The organism is Collinsella stercoris DSM 13279 (assembly GCF_020735465.1).
GTDB classification, from domain to species: Bacteria; Actinomycetota; Coriobacteriia; order Coriobacteriales; family Coriobacteriaceae; genus Collinsella; species Collinsella stercoris.
Genome location: NZ_CP085935.1, coordinates 1,787,910 through 1,802,951, shown reverse-complemented (window position 1 = coordinate 1,802,951; position 15,042 = coordinate 1,787,910). Strand labels below are relative to the sequence as shown.

Sequence of the window (15,042 nt, the reverse complement as noted above, 5' to 3'; positions counted from 1 at the left end):
CTCGCGCGGCGGGCCGTTAGCGGTATAGTTGGAGCCACTGGAAGATTCGACCACGGGGCCCAAGACGCTTGGCGCTCCGCGATGCGAAAGGAGCATGCATGCCCGACAGCAAGCAGTATTACATCGGCATCGATGTTGGTGGCACCTCTGTTAAGGAGGGCTTGTTTGACGAGGACGGCAACCTGCTGGGCAAGGTGAGCGTCCCCACGCCTTCGCTTGCCGAGGAGGCTGGCTATGCCGCCGTGGTGAGCGGTATCGAGGAGCTCATGGGCTCGGTGCAGCAGCCCATTCTGTTTGTGCGCGGCATTGGCCTGGCGCTGCCGTGCCCCGTTCCCGCGAGCGGCAACATCACGCTTGCTGCCAACATCAAGATCAACGCCCCCGAACTCAAGGAGGCGCTCGAGTCTCGCTGTCCCCATGCCGACGTGCGCTACGTGAACGATGCGAACGCAGCTGCCATGGGCGAGCTGTGGCGTGGTAGCGCCAAGGGTCATCGCAGCATGGTCATGGTGACGATCGGCACCGGCTTGGGCGGTGGCGTCGTGGTGAATGGCGACGTGATCGACGGCGCGTTCGGTGCGGGTGGCGAGATCGGCCACATGTGCGTGAACCCCGATGAGACCCGCGTGTGCGGCTGCGGCAACAAGGGCTGCCTCGAGCAATACGCCTCCGCCACCGGCGTGGTGAGCAACTACCTGCATGAGTGCGAGGTCCGTGGCGTCGATCCCATCGAGCTTTCCGGCACGAGCGACTCCCGCGCCGTGTTCCAGGCGTGCCGTGAGGGCGACGAGGTCGCCTGGGCTGCCGTTGAAACGATGACCGACTATCTCGCCCGCGGCCTGCAGATCATCTCTGCTGTGGTCGATCCCGAGGTGTATGTCTTGGGCGGCGGTGCTTCTGCTTCTGCGGACGTGTATTTGGACAAGCTGCGCGAGAAGTATGCTGCTTGCGCTCTCTCCGTGAGCGCCAAGACGCCTATCGAGGTTGCCGAGCTGGGCAACGACGCGGGCATTATCGGCGCGGCATACGTGGCCCTGCGCGCCGCTGCCTGCGAGGTGTAACGCAAGGGATTGGTTGACAGCGCGAGTGACTGTCCTATGGCGTGAGAGGCCGTTTGACGGTGTGAGCGCTGCCCGATGGCGTGAGAGGCGTCCAGCAGCGAGGGGGCAGTTTGGCGGTGCGAGAGACTGCCTGACGGCGGGATGGCCGTCTAACGCGAGGGAGGCCGTCTGACGGCCGTGGTCTCTTGTGGTGCGCAGTCTCCCTGTTGCCGCGCTCGAAGATATGAACGACCGGAACTTATGAACGATTTTCTTGGTCGCAGTGGAGCTTATGAACGATTCGTTCATAAGCTCCATTTTTATACGGGCTTTGAGCTGGTGATTTGCTCATCGACAAAACCGGTCGACGGTGCAATCGTTCATAAGCTCAAATCGTTCATATCCTCCATCTTGTGCGGTGCGTCACGCGAGTGGATCTTTTCGTTTTGCGTCATTCGCGTCTTCGGCACCGCCCCCCCCCTCGTCCCGGCACCCCCCCTCTGCATCGAGTGAGCGCTTTTCCAACGTTTGAGGGGGTTGAAACGTTGGAAAAGCGCTCACTCGATGACAGCGGTCCGGTTGCGTCGACAGTGGTCGCGACGGCGACTTGGGCGGCGACGGCGACTTGGGTGGCGGCTATCCCGCGCCCGTTGCGGGCGCGTGCGGGATCCCGGCGCGCGGTCCGGTCGCAAGGCGTTTGCGGCTGGCGTGGATGGCATGGTTTGCGGTACTTGCGTCATGAACCGCTGCACTGCGCGAACCGCCGCGCTGCCCGAGCGGTCGCGTCGCCGCGCTGCCCGCGCCGCCGTGCGCGAAGTCTGCCGTGGCCTAACGCCCGGTAGCACGAACGGCGTGCTCGGCAAGAACAGCATGCGCTCCCAAGAGCGCGATTGCCATAAGCGGTATGAGGGCCGCCCCGCCTGCGCCTGCGACCAGGCCAAAAACCGGGGGAAAGAGCATGGACCCGGCATACGCGCAGGCCATTTGCAGGCTGACGAGCCCCTGGGACGCGCGTTCGCCAAAGCGCTTGGGCGTAAGCGCCACGATGCTGGGGTAGATGGGAGCGCATCCGAGTCCGGCGACGAAGGTGCAGGCGCCCGCCGCGACGCCACCGTTGAGGGCGACAAGCCCAATCAGGCCCCCCGCGATGAGTACTTGCCCAAGACGGATTTGATTCTCGCTGGTCAGCCATTGTGCGGCAAAGCCCGAGACGAGTCGTCCGATCGTGATGCCGAGGAAGAACTGGGAGACGATCGAGGCCGCGGTGGCGGCGTCGAGCCCGCGCGCCATGGTGAGGTAGCTCGCGATCCACAGGCCGATGGACCCCTCGAGGGCACAGTACGTGCCAAAAGATCCGATTGCGGCTCGTGCGCCGGGGAGGCGGAGGAGTTCGCGGTTGGTGAGCGGGCGCTCAGGGTGGGCTACGGTCTGCTTGTGCCCGGGCGCAGCCGGGTTTGCTTGCCTGCACTCGGGCTTGGCGGCCTCGGCCTGCGTGTGCCCGAGCGCCGCCGGGTTGGCTTGCTTGCACTCGGGCTCGACTGCTGCCCACTCGCACTCTACGTGGTCGGCGGTTCGCGCGCATGCCTGTTGGGCTACGGTCTGAGTGTGCTTGGGGCCGTTGGACTCGTTTGCGCACTCTGCTTGTCCGGCATGCATTGCGCGCGAAGTCCCGGCCGGGTCGGCCTGTACAGCCGCGCGCTCGTTCGCGGCTTCATCCTCCACGCGCCCATCCGTGGATTTCCACAAGGGCAGCGACAGGAAAAGCGCGGCAGTAATGATGGCCTGCATCGCGCCGATGGCGAGGTAGCCGCCGTGCCAGCTCAGGGGTCCGGCGAGCGCCCAGCCCATCACGAGCGGTCCCACGCTCGCGCCGATGCCCCAGCAGCAGTGCAGCCAGCTCATGTGCCGCGCGCCGTAATTGAGCGCGACGTAATTGTTGAGCGCGGAGTCGATGGCGCCCGCGCCCAGGCCATAGGGGATGGCGATGAGGCACAGCTGCCAAAACGCGTTCGTGGCGGAAAAGCCCAGAATCGCGCCGGCGGTGAGGGCCACGGAGAGGGCGGTGAGCTTGCCCGTGCCCAACTTGTGCACGAGCTTTGCGGTGAGGAGCGAAGACACGATCGTGCAGCAGCTGATGATGATGGAGATGAGGCTCTGCGCGGCGACGGGCGCGGCAAGTTCGACGTGCATGACGGGCCATGCGGTGCCCAGCAGGGAATCGGGCAAGCCGAGTGAGATAAACGTGAGGTAGATAACAGCAAGAAGAAGCGAGGCCATGGGTTCGTCCAGGGGTCGGGGTGTTTGATGCTTGGGGAATCTTGTTCGGATGTATAGCGCCTTGCTCGGCATGCGGGAAACGCCGTGCGCGACGCGGCTGGATGTGCGCCGTCACGGCAAAACCGTCGTGCCGCCGCAACCGCCGTGCGCGCTTTGTACGTCGCGGCGCCTTGTCCGGCGCGCGCCCTACAGCTTGTGGAACACGGGCTCCATATGGTCGAACGTGCAGAACTCGTCAAAGCCGAGCGCGCGCAGGCGTTCCCGCATGACGGGGATGTGCGCGCCCAGGTGCTCGGGCTTGTGGGAGTCGCTGCCCAGGGTGAGGATGCGACCGCCCAGATCGCGGTACAGGCGCAGGATTTCCGTGCTGGGGGTGAGATCGGACAGGCCGTAGCGAACGGAAGACGTGTTGAGCTCGATGCCCTTGCCGCGGCGGATGGCCTCTTTAAAAATGGCGGCCACAATGTCGCGAATATTGGCATCGGGCCAAGGACCGAGCGGATCGTAGCGCTTGATGTGGTCGACGTGCCCGATGACCGACCAGTTGTCAAAGCCCTGGACAACGCGCAGCATCTCCTCATAGTGCTGCATGTTGTACTCTTCTTGCGTCTTGCCCTCCTGGAACGCGCCGTCCCAGAATTCCTTGTCGCCCACCTGGTGGATGGACAGGATGATGAAATCCCATTCGGCGGCGTGCCGGTCGAAGAGCGCGCGGAAGCGGTCGATGGTGTGCGACTGTACGCCAAATTCCATGCCGGTCTTTACGGTGAGCTCGGGCGCAAAACGCTCGCGCGCCTCTGCGATGGCGGGGAAATAGCGCTCGTAGTCGACGTTGATCGAGGGCTTGCCCTCGAACATCTTGGCGCAGGAGGGGTCGCGGCGGTATTCGTCCCAGTCGGGGCGCACGCCGTAGTCGACGTGGTCGGTGATGCAGATCTCGTCGATGCCGCGCTCGATGGCGAGGGCGCACACGTCGTTGAGCGGAAACACGGAGTCGTCGGAAAACTCCGTGTGCACGTGGTAATCGGCGAACATGGTGGCTCCAATCGTTGTGGTGATCCCCCGCCGTGCCGCGGCGGCGAACCGGTTGCATCGGCGCGTTCGAGCCGGGGGTACGGCCGTCGCGCAGGGCTCCTCGCGGCGTGGCGTTGGCCTTTAACGCAAGGTTTCCGGCCAGGAGATGGTGGGGCGTTGGTATTCCGCACGCTATCATACTCTTCGTTCGTTGTTTCTCGAGCTACGTTGAAGGTATATGAGGGAGCGGGGCGGATGGCATGCGGCAGCTTGCACATTGCGAACAGGGGTTCATGGCATGGATCGGCCGTCACTTCAAGTTGATTGCTGTGATTGCGGTGAGTTTGGTATTGGTGGACTGCCTGCTGCTGCCCGATCGTATCCCGCTGGTCTTAACGACCGAAGGACCGGGAAGCTATGTGGGAAAGGGCACGGCGTTATTCCTATGCTGTCTGTTCTTGGGCGCCGGCCTTGCGTGTCTCAAAAGGGCTTGTGGTAGAGAGGGCCTTGTCTTGTATGTGGCGGGTCTCATTATGGGTGTTTTTTATCTCGTGGTAACGCTGTGCCCCATGTAGCGGGCGGCTTTCCTACGTGCGAAAAAGCACGTTTATTTCCTTTGAGATGTTGCTCCGCGGCGCCGTCGAGCGATTCCATTGGATTGTTCCTCTCGAGAGCGGGCAATCGAGGGCGGGCAATTGATTGCATTGTGGCGGCAGTGTTCCTATCGTCCCTTACTGTTGGGCACCGCGTGTCTTTGCCCTGTTTGGCGCGGTACAATATCCGTATCCGTGCATCTGCTACAAGGGAGGAACCCCATGAGCAACGTCCTCGTGTTTGGACACCAGAACCCCGACAACGACGCCATCATGTCCGCCGTCGTGCTGTCCCAGCTGCTGAACCAGGTCGAGTACCAGGGCAACACCTACACCGCCTGCTGCCTGGGCCCGCTGCCGGCCGAGTCCGCCAAGCTCCTTGAGGACGCCGGCGTGCCCGCGCCCACGCTCATCGACGCCATCGAGCCCGCCGCCGAGGGCGCCGAGCCCCGGCAGGTCGTCCTGACCGACCACAACGAGCCCGGCCAGTCCGTCGCCGGCCTCGAGAACGCCGTGATCGCCGGCGTTGTGGACCACCACCGCTTCGGCGGCTTCACCACCGCCGCCCCGCTGCACATCGTGGCGCTGCCCTGGGGCTCCTCCTGCTCCATCGTCGCCAAGCTCTTCGAGGTCCTGGGCGTTGAGCCCACGGGCACGCAGGCCAAGCTGCTGCTCTCCGCTATGATGACCGACACCCTCATGCTCAAGAGCCCCACCGCCACCGCCGTGGACGCCGCCATCGCCGCCAAGCTCGGCGAGCAGTTCGGCGTCGATCCGGTCAAGTTCGGCATGGAGGTATTCCTCACCCGCCCGTCCGGCTCCTTCACCGCCGCCGAGATGGTGGGCAACGACATCAAGATGTTCGAGGTCGCCGGCAAGAAGCTCCTCATCGGCCAGTACGAGACGGTCGACAAGTCCCGCGCGCTCGGCATGATCCCCGAGATCCGCGAGGCCATGCGCGCCTACCAGGCCGAGAAGGGCGCCGACGGCATCGTGCTCTGCCTCACCGACATCATGGAGGAGGGCTCCCAGGTCCTGCTCGAGGGCGACGCCGAGGCCGCTCAGAAGGGCCTGGGGATCGAGGATGTGGCCGAGGGCGTGTGGATGCCCGGCGTGCTCTCCCGCAAGAAGCAGGTCGCCGCTCCGATCCTCGCCGCCAACTAACATCTGGCTGTACGCGCATCTCCTTGCCGGGGCTCGTCCGAATGGGACGAGCCCTTTTTCTATCTGAGCATGATCGTGAGGGAATGGGCGAATGGCGGAAGAGCGCGCTGGGCTCATCGCGCGCCGGGTCGCCGCCGTGGGCAAAGGTCGTCGTTTTGCTCGGGCGCGCGGTTGCCTGCCGTAGTGGTCGAATTGCAGGCGTGGAATTGCCGGGGGCGGTATCGGTGCACCGTCTCACGTCATCCGGCCTCCCCGCGCCGCTCCATATGTGTATTCGGTCTAGAGCCGATGCTGAACACACGTCTCTTTGGGAAGGTCTGTGGGTAGGATAGAAGCAACCGAGCGCTCGTTTAAGCGGCTCTCATCGCCGAGGCGATGTGGGCCGTTTTTGATGGGCGCGGGACGCACAGAGAGAGGGGCGCCGGCGGCGCGCGCGGCACTGCATTGCCAAGACGTGGAGCCGCCGCTGGTGCCCGAGCACGACAAGGAGCGGCATGGACGCACGTGAGCAGCTATTTACCGAGAGGCAGCGCAAGCTCCTCGCGCGCCACGACCTGTGGGAGCGCGTCACGGGGAACGGCACGATCTCGGCGGCGGTGATGGTGCTCGCTGCGCTCGCGGCGGTGGTGTGCGCCAACACGGACGCCTACGAGGCGATCCATCACTTCCTGCTCGAGCCCATCACGTTCGGCGTGGGCAGCTTTTCGGTCTCCATGTCGGTCGAGCTGTTCGTGAACGACTTTCTTATGGCGATCTTCTTCCTGCTCGTGGGCATCGAACTCAAGTACGAGATGACCGTGGGCGAGCTGCGCCGGCCGCGTCAGGCGCTGCTGCCCATGCTTGCCGCGGTGGGCGGCGTGGTCGTTCCCGCGAGCATCTATGCCTTCCTCAACAAGGGCGGCGCGCTGAACGGCTGGGCCATCCCCATGGCGACCGACATCGCCTTCGCGCTCGGTGTCCTCTCGCTGCTGGGCAACCGCGTTCCCACGGGCGTCCGCGTGTTCTTTTCCACGCTCGCCATCGCCGACGACCTCATCTCCATCGCCGCGATCGCCATCTTCTACGGCCAGACGCCGCGTATTGAGTGGCTCGTGTGCGCCGCGCTGGTGACGGCGGTTCTCTTCATGCTCAACAAGACGCAGCACTTCCGTCTTCGCCCCTATGTGGTGGGCGGTCTCGTCCTGTGGTTTTGCCTGTACCAGTCGGGCGTGCACGCCACGCTCGCCGGCGTCATCCTCGCCTTTGCGATTCCCTCGCGTTCGGGCGTCCGCCTGAACCACCTCGCGGAGTGGCTGCGCGACTACATGCCCGACATGGTCGACCGCTACGACGATGATGCGCACATCCTCGGCCAGCACGACTTTACGCACGCCACGCTGGGCGCCGAGCGGGTAATGCACCGCATCACCCCGCCGCTCATGCGACTGGAGCGCATGATCTCCACGCCGGTGAACTTTGTCATCCTGCCGATCTTCGCGTTCGTCAACGCGCAGGTGCGCCTGGTGGGCGTGGACCCCATGGCGCTGGCGCTCGACCCGGTTGCCTTGGGCACGTATTTTGGCATGGTGCTCGGCAAGCCCATCGGCATCTCGGGCATGACGTTCCTCATGGTCAAGTTCGGCATCTGCGAGCTGCCGCGCCGCGTGAGCTGGAAGCAAATCGTGGGCGTTGGCATTTTGGGCGGTATCGGCTTTACCATGTCGATCCTCATCTCGGGCCTGGCGTTCCCCGCCGAGCCGTTCGAGATGCTCGCCGCCAAGGCCGCGATCCTGCTCGCCTCGGTGACCTCCGCCGTGGTCGGCATGATCTATATGAGCATCGTGTGCAAGAAAAAGCCCGCACGCAGGTCTGCCTAAAGGGGCGCGCCCGCTGTCTCGTGCGTCAGGCGCCATCGCCGACGCGACCGCCGTCCCGTGCGTCGGGCGCCATCGCCGGTGCGACCGCTGCCTCGTGCGTCAGGCGCCATCGCCGGCATGCCCGCGAGGCGCCGGGGGAGAAAGGAACTGGCATGAAGCTTTTGTTCAACGCCGATTTTGTGCCGATGACCTACGAGGACGCCCACTTTGAGGCGCTCGTGATCGATGACGAAGGCACCATCTCCTTCACCGGCGACCTCGACCACGCTCGCGCCCGGTACGCCGGTGCCGAGGAGATCGACATGGGCGGCAAGACCGTCACCCCGGGTTTCATCGACCCGCACAGCCATTTTATGATGACCGCGCAGAACTTCACGAACGCCGACCTGACGGGCGCGGCCTCCATCGCCGAGGTGCAGCAGCGCCTGCGCGATTTCATCGAGAAGCGCGGCGTCACCGCCGAGGGCGTGGTGCAGGGCAACGGCTACGATCACAACGCCTTTGCGGAGGGACGTCATCCGTCTCGCCAGGAGCTGGACGAGGTGTCGCGCGAGATCCCGATCATTGTGAACCACGCCTCGGGCCACGTGGGCGCCGCCAACACCCGTGCACTCGAGCTCGCCGGCGTGGACGCCTCCTTTGCCGACCCCGATGGCGGCAAGTTCCTGCGCGAGGCCGACGGAACCCCGTCTGGCCCCTGGGAGGAGCTGCCCGCGATCGCCATTCTCGAAGACAAGGTCATTGAGCCGCGTGAGCACGTCGATTACTTTGCAATCGTGGACGACATGCAGGACCTGTACTTTTCCCACGGCGTGACCACCTGCCAGGATGGCGCCACGATGGATCCCTTTACCGATACGCTGATCTCGCTCGCCGAGGCGGATCGCATCAAGCTCGACGTGGTGTCCTATCCGATGGACGGCTTTGGCGGCACCGCGCAGGAGGTCATCGACAGGCACGCGTCCTACGACGGCCGCGCGTATCATCACCACGTGCGCTTTGGCGGGCACAAGCAGGTGCTCGACGGCTCCCCGCAGGGGCGCACCGCGTGGATGAGCAAGCCCTATGAAGTTGTGTCCGAGGGCGATGACCCCGCCTATTGCTCCTATCCGGCCATGGATGACGAGGCCGTGTATGCGAACTGCAGGGCGGCTATCGACACGAACCACCAGATCCTCACGCACTGCAACGGCGATGCCGCGGCCGATCAGCTCCTGCGCTGCTACGAGCGCGCGCTGGCCGATTCGAACAACCCCAACAAGATGAACCTGCGCCCGGTCATGATCCACTGCCAGACCGCGCGCCGCGATCAGTACGAGAAGATGGCGCAGCTCAAGATGATCCCGTCTATCTTTGCGTCGCATATCTGGTTCTGGGGCGACGTGCACCAGCGCAACTTTGGCCCCGAGCGCGGTCCGCGCATTTCCGCGGCGCACGACGCCATGGACATGGGCCTGGTGTTCAACTTCCACACCGACACGCCCATCATCCCCTGCGACTTGCTGCGCGGTGTGTGGTGCGCGGTGAATCGCGTGACAAAGGGTGGCGTGCAGCTTGATCGAAGCCAGTGCATCGACGCGTTCAACGCGATGCGCGGCATCACCATCAACGCCGCCTACGAGTACTTTGAGGAGGACCGCAAGGGCACCCTCGAGCCGGGTAAGCTCGCCGACCTCGCGGTGCTCGACGCCAACCCGCTCAAGGTCGACCCGATGAAGATCTGCGACATCGAGGTCCTGGAGACCATCAAAGAGGGCGAGACGGTTTGGGTGCGATAGGCTGAACGCCGTAGCGCGGGCGCGCTACTCGACTGTCCCGTACGTGGCGCCCCAGCCGTGGGCCGCCAGTGCGGAGTTGATCTGGTCGCACAGGCGCGTGCGGTCGTAGGTTCCCGGGGGCACCAGGTTCACGATCTCGAGCAGGTCGGGCGCGAGGTCTAAGATCTCCGCCTGCACGATGAGGTCGAGACGGTCGATGGTTTGGTGGCCGGTGAACAGGCCGTCTACCAGGCGTTGCAGGTCGCCGAACTCCTCGGCTTGAAACATTCCCATGTGCATGATGGCGGCTCCTTAGTCTGCGGATGAGGGGTCGTGTTCCGGTGCGGATGCAGTCTTGGGCCGGGTCTCCGCCACGGGCTACGGCTCCGATGCGGGTGCGTGCTCCGGTTCCGCAACGGGCTCCGGTCCCGCCGCAGGCTCCGGCTGCGCTCCGTCCGTCTCCGGTGCGGATGCGGCAGCTCGCGTGCTCTTGCCCGCATGGGCGCTCGCCTCGAGAGTCGTCTCGATGACGTGATCCATGGTCTCGTCGATGCGGTCGCGCTTGAGCTCGCATTCCCAAATGGTGATGGCAAGCCAGCCGAGCTCTTCGAGTTCGGCGAGGGCGCGCTTGTCGCGCTCGACGTTGCGGCGGAACTTTGCCTCCCAAAACTCGACGTTTTTTCGCGGCACGCTGGGGCTGCAATGGGGGCAGCGATGCCAATAGCACCCGTTGACAAAGATCGCGACCTTGCGGCCGGGAAAGGCGATGTCGGGGCGCCCGGGCGCCTTGGCCCAGTCGAGGCGGTATCCCGTGAGCCCCGCCGCACGCAGGCGCTGGCGCACGAGCAGCTCGGGTTTGGTGTCGCGCCGCTTGTTGCCCTGCATGGACTTGCGCACCGCGGCTCGCCTCCGCACCAGGGCGGTCTCGGCGGTCGAGAGGGAGGACGTGTCGACGCCGTCGAGCAAGTCGGGCTTTTTGCGGGCGCGCTTCTTGCGCGGGTTCTTTGGTGCGCGGGGCGCTTCGACGGAGGACGCGGCGGCGGTCGGCTTGCCAGTGGAGGGCTTTTTGGTGGAAGGCGCGCCCGCGTTTGGCTTGCCGGTGGAGGGCTCCTTGGTGGGGAACGTGGTGGCGGCCGGATTGTCAGCGGAGGCTCTCTCGGCAAAGGATCGCGCGGCCGAGGGCTCATCGACGGAGGGCTCTATGGCCGAGGCCCTCTCCGCGGCCTCCTCGGCGCCAAGCGCCTCGAGGAGCTCGACCAGCTCGATATCGGCCGGCATCCATTCGAGCGTCGCGAGCGATTGCTTGGGGACCCAGCGCAGCTCGCGCTGACGGTCGCTTCGCTGCGGCTCGCCCTCGCCCTCGGCAAGACGGCAGAAAAAGCAGTTCATGGAAAGGTGAAAGCTGGGGTAGTCGTACTCAAGCGTGTAGAAGTCCTGCAGCCCGGTAACGCGAACCTGCAGCTCCTCGAGGAGCTCGCGCTCGCATGCCTGCGCCGGGGTCTCGCCGTTCTCCACCTTTCCGCCCGGGAATTCCCACAGGCCGTCCATGTCCCCGTACCCACGCTGAACTGCAAGGACCTCTCCGCCATCGCGTTGGATGATGCCCGCGGCAACGTGAACGGTTTTCATGGGACCCCCTCTCGGAATCACTTGCCCGGACAAATCGGGCGGCGGGCGTTTTGTTTTTCACAAGCAACCTTACACGAATGCAACTCTTCTGTAAGCCAAATCGATGGTTGTGCATGGTGGCTCCTGCGAGTATAGGGGTCGAAGAACACGAGTTGTTCACGGGGCATGAGAGCCTGCGTCCACAGTCGCGCCGTCGCACGCGTGCGCGCCAAGCAAAAGGCGGCCGGGACCAGGCGCGGCAGGCGACTCGGCCGCGCGCCTCGTGGACAACCTGACAAGAAGGGAAGCATACGATGAAGGAAGCGATGCTGAAGATGGACGGTAGCATGGTTCAGGACGATTGCGCTCCTGTTCAGGCGAGCATGAGCCAGGTCGAGATGACCGTGTGGCTGTGCGTGATGGCGCTCATGGCCTCGGGCATGCTCGCGCTGTTGGCGCTGGTGAGCCGTTAGGGCTGCCGGCAAGGGGCGCGGCGTTGAGGCCGCGCGGCCACGTTTGGCACCCCGCCAACCCGTAGGGAGTTTGATGAGAATGGCGACGAAAGGAATGAGCCACATGTCATATGGAGTACAAGGAGCCCCCGTTCTTGAGGTGAGTCACGTCGAGAAGGTGTACGGCAGCCGCAACAACGTCACCCGTGCGCTTGCCGATGTGTCGTTTACGGTGAACAAGGGCGAGTTCGTGGGCATCATGGGCGCCTCGGGCTCCGGCAAGTCCACGCTGCTCAACTGCGTTTCGACCATCGACACCGTGACGAGCGGCAGCGTGGTCATCAACGGCGCGGACGTCACGCGCTTGAAGTCGGACAAGCTCACGCGCTTCCGCCGCGAGCAGCTGGGGTTCATCTTCCAGGATTCGAACCTGCTCGATACCCTGACCGCCCGCGAGAACATCGCGCTGCCCCTCACCATCGCCCGCACGCCCGCCAAGGAGACGCTCGCGCGCGTGGAGCAGGTGGCGCAGCGCCTGAACATCGCCGGCGTGCTGGACAAGTATCCGTACCAGATGTCCGGCGGCCAGCAGCAGCGCGTCGCCGCGGCGCGCGCCCTCGTGACCGATCCTGCCGTCATCCTGGCCGACGAGCCCACGGGCGCGCTCGACTCCAAGAACGCCCGTCTGCTGCTCGAGAGCCTCGAGGCCATGAACCGCCAGTACCAGGCCACCGTTCTCATGGTCACGCACGACAGCTTTGCCGCGAGCTACACCAACCGCGTGCTCTTCATCCGCGATGGCCGCATCTTCACGGAGCTTCGCCGCGGCGACAGTGACCGCCGTGCGTTCTTTGACCGCATCATGGAGGTTGTGGCCATGATGGGTGGGGAGGGCTCCGATGCTCTGTAAGCTCGCTTGGGGCAACGTGCGCCGCGCGGGCAAGGATTACCTCGTCTACCTGCTCACGCTCACGCTTGCCGTCACGGTGTTCTACGCGTTCAACACCATCTCGGTCCAGGCCGACCTGGTGCTTGAGGAAGAGGGCATGCCCGAGCTGCTCGGGAGCATCATGCTCGGCCTCACGGTGTTCCTCGCCGTGGTCATGGGCTTTTTGATGGTCTATGCCAACAACTTCATCATGAAGCGGCGCAAAAAGGAATTCGGCCTGTACCAGGTGCTCGGCATGAGTCGAGGCCAGGTTTCGCGCGTGATGGCCATGGAGACGGCGATCGTCTCCGGCGGCGCGCTGGCGCTCGGCATCGTGCTGGGCGTGGGGTTCTCCCAGATCATGACGTTCTTTACGGCGTCGCTGTTCAAGACGCAGATCCGCGACTTCCACTTCTTCTTCTCGCCGCAGGCCTTCTTCACCACGGTGGGGTGCCTCGTCGCCATCTTCTTGGTGACGCTCGTGTTCAACCTGGGCGTGGTGCGCCGCGCCAAGATCATCGACCTCATGAGCGCCGATCGCAAGAACGAGGCCATCAAGATGCGCAACCCGATCGTGTCCGCGGCGATTTTCATCCTGGGCACCGCGCTCATCGGCATCGCGTATTTCCGGCTGCTGCGTGACGGCCTGCCCGTCGACAGCGCGCCAAGCGAGATCGATGCCGCCATGAGCCAATTCATGCTTACCACGGGCATCGTGGTTGCGGGCACGATCCTATTCTTCTTCGGCCTGTCGGGATTCCTGCTCAAAGCGCTTCAGGGCGCGCGCAGCCTGTATTGGCACGGGCTCAACATGTTCACCGTGCGCCAGCTGTCCGCAAAGGTGAACACGGTGAGCTTTTCCATGGCCATCATCTCGATGATTTTGTTTCTAGCCATTACGAGCGTGACGGGCGGCATGTCCATTGCCAGCGTGATGAACACGAGTGTGGAGCGCAGCACGATCGCCGATTACTCGCGCGTGGTTATGTACCATGGCGAGAACGTGGTGAACGACCCGACATACACGGGCGACGTACCCATGAGGCTTGCGACCGAGCCCGTGGACATCATGGAGCTGAGCCGGAGCAACGTCATCGATAAGGGCACATCCGAGGAGCGCCCCTTCGACCTTGCGGGCATCTTGGGCAGCCACGTTCAGGTGGAAACCTACGACTCGCGACCGATAGGCACCGAGTTACCGTTGGTGAGCCTGAATGATCTTGCCGCTGCGGTGGACATGCCTATGCCCAAAGGTACGAACTCGAGTAACGCGAGCATGATGGGCCTGATGGTCATGAAGGAGAGCGACTACAACCGCTATCTCGACTTCCGTGGTAAGGAGCACGTCGACCTGGGTGATGATGGCTACCTCATCACGAGCGACATGGGCGAGTCGGTGAACAAGATCTACAACGCCGACATGCGCGAGGGCGTGGAGGTCGAGCTTGGCGGACGCACGCTTCGGCCCGTCGCTGACCATGTGGACGAGGCCGCGAGCTCCTTCTTCAACTCCCCGATGGGCAGCAATTCGGGCACAATCGTCGTGCCGGACGAGCTGGTGGATGCAAGTGGCCTGCCGCTGTACGCGAGCTACTTCTTGGGCGATTATCGCGAGGGCCTCACGTACGACGAGACAGAGGGCTACGTACGTCAGGACCGCTCGTGGGATCAGATCCTGAACGCAGACGGGTCCGAAAGCGCGATTTGGGGCATGGAGGCCACGCGTGCCCAGAGCTACGAGTCTACGAATTCCATGAACGGCCTGATCAGCTACCTGGCCATTTACATCGGCTTTGTGCTGGTGGTCGCATGCGCGGCGATTCTCACCATCCAGCAGCTCTCCGGTGTGTCGGATTCTGGTAAGAACTGCCGGATCTTGTCCGAGCTGGGCACGTCCCGCCGCGAGATCATGCGCTCGGTCCTGGTGCAGCAGACGATCTTCTTTGTGTTCCCGCTGCTCATGGGCGTGGCGCACTCGCTTGTTGCCCTGCGGGTGGTCATTGACGTGGTGGCGCTCTTTGGCGGCATGTCCATTGGCGGCACCGTGGGTGTGACCTGCGCCATCTTCATGTTGTGCTACGGTGGTTACTTTGCGGTGACGTACGTTATGAGCAAGGGCATCGTGCAGGATTCGATCCGCCTGCGCCACGCGCAGTAAGGGCGTGCGGGCCCGGTGCGCGCCGATGCGCGTGCCGGGCCCGGTGCGCTGCGATGAGCGGATCCGGTGCGCTGCGATGCGTGCGCCGGGCCGCTCGCTTTTTGACGCGCTTGTTGACGACGTTCTTCGCGGCGAGGGGTGGTGCTGCCTGCGGGCGATGGAGCAGGCGGCGTTGTCGCGGATGGTGGATGGATG

The 15,042-nt window shown here is 64.3% G+C and carries 12 protein-coding genes; 8 read left to right on the top strand and 4 right to left on the bottom strand.

Going from position 1 to position 15,042, the window contains the following annotated elements:
* The first annotated feature begins 98 nt into the window (after nucleotides 1-98).
* A complete protein-coding gene (locus tag LK434_RS07685) occupies nucleotides 99-1,061 on the top strand; it encodes an ROK family protein (protein WP_006719288.1) in 963 nt (320 codons plus the stop codon).
* A gap of 807 nt (nucleotides 1,062-1,868) precedes the next feature.
* Here the strand turns inward: LK434_RS07685 and LK434_RS07680 are convergent.
* Nucleotides 1,869-3,317, bottom strand: a complete 1,449-nt coding sequence (locus tag LK434_RS07680) for an MFS transporter (RefSeq protein ID WP_006719321.1) — start codon at nucleotides 3,315-3,317, stop codon at nucleotides 1,869-1,871.
* 186 nt (nucleotides 3,318-3,503) lie between these two features.
* Nucleotides 3,504-4,352, bottom strand: coding sequence for a histidinol-phosphatase HisJ family protein (locus LK434_RS07675; protein ID WP_006719324.1), 849 nt, complete (start codon nucleotides 4,350-4,352; stop codon nucleotides 3,504-3,506).
* A gap of 239 nt (nucleotides 4,353-4,591) precedes the next feature.
* Between LK434_RS07675 and LK434_RS07670 the strand changes: the two genes are divergently transcribed.
* From LK434_RS07670 to LK434_RS07655, 4 genes are all read left to right on the top strand, one after another.
* The gene (locus LK434_RS07670) at nucleotides 4,592-4,906 is read left to right on the top strand and encodes a hypothetical protein (protein WP_006719326.1); all 315 of its coding nucleotides are present in this window, start codon (nucleotides 4,592-4,594) and stop codon (nucleotides 4,904-4,906) included.
* A 240-nt stretch (nucleotides 4,907-5,146) separates the two neighbouring features.
* The gene (locus tag LK434_RS07665) at nucleotides 5,147-6,088 is read left to right on the top strand and encodes a DHH family phosphoesterase (protein WP_006719328.1); all 942 of its coding nucleotides are present in this window, start codon (nucleotides 5,147-5,149) and stop codon (nucleotides 6,086-6,088) included.
* A gap of 494 nt (nucleotides 6,089-6,582) precedes the next feature.
* Nucleotides 6,583-7,944 (top strand): Na+/H+ antiporter NhaA, encoded by a 1,362-nt coding sequence (nhaA, locus tag LK434_RS07660; RefSeq protein WP_006719333.1) that lies wholly within the window; start codon nucleotides 6,583-6,585, stop codon nucleotides 7,942-7,944.
* A 152-nt stretch (nucleotides 7,945-8,096) separates the two neighbouring features.
* Nucleotides 8,097-9,722 (top strand): amidohydrolase, encoded by a 1,626-nt coding sequence (locus LK434_RS07655; protein ID WP_006719335.1) that lies wholly within the window; start codon nucleotides 8,097-8,099, stop codon nucleotides 9,720-9,722.
* 24 nt (nucleotides 9,723-9,746) lie between these two features.
* On the opposite strand, the gene LK434_RS07650 is transcribed toward LK434_RS07655, so the two are convergent.
* Together LK434_RS07650 and vsr are read right to left on the bottom strand one after the other, a co-directional pair.
* Nucleotides 9,747-10,001, bottom strand: coding sequence for a hypothetical protein (locus tag LK434_RS07650; RefSeq protein WP_006719337.1), 255 nt, complete (start codon nucleotides 9,999-10,001; stop codon nucleotides 9,747-9,749).
* Nucleotides 10,002-10,079: 78 nt separating this feature from the next.
* The gene (gene vsr / locus LK434_RS07645; RefSeq protein WP_006719339.1) at nucleotides 10,080-11,330 is read right to left on the bottom strand and encodes a DNA mismatch endonuclease Vsr; all 1,251 of its coding nucleotides are present in this window, start codon (nucleotides 11,328-11,330) and stop codon (nucleotides 10,080-10,082) included.
* 314 nt (nucleotides 11,331-11,644) lie between these two features.
* Here vsr and LK434_RS07640 point away from each other — a divergent pair, with 314 nt between their 5' ends.
* From LK434_RS07640 to LK434_RS07630, 3 genes are all read left to right on the top strand, one after another.
* A complete protein-coding gene (locus LK434_RS07640; RefSeq protein ID WP_198002270.1) occupies nucleotides 11,645-11,782 on the top strand; it encodes a hypothetical protein in 138 nt (45 codons plus the stop codon).
* Between the two features lie 103 nt (nucleotides 11,783-11,885).
* Nucleotides 11,886-12,671, top strand: coding sequence for an ABC transporter ATP-binding protein (locus LK434_RS07635; protein WP_040360460.1), 786 nt, complete (start codon nucleotides 11,886-11,888; stop codon nucleotides 12,669-12,671).
* The gene (locus tag LK434_RS07630) at nucleotides 12,661-14,847 is read left to right on the top strand and encodes an ABC transporter permease (protein WP_006719346.1); all 2,187 of its coding nucleotides are present in this window, start codon (nucleotides 12,661-12,663) and stop codon (nucleotides 14,845-14,847) included. The genes LK434_RS07635 and LK434_RS07630 overlap by 11 nt, the downstream gene beginning before the upstream one ends.
* The last annotated feature ends 195 nt before the right edge of the window (nucleotides 14,848-15,042 follow it).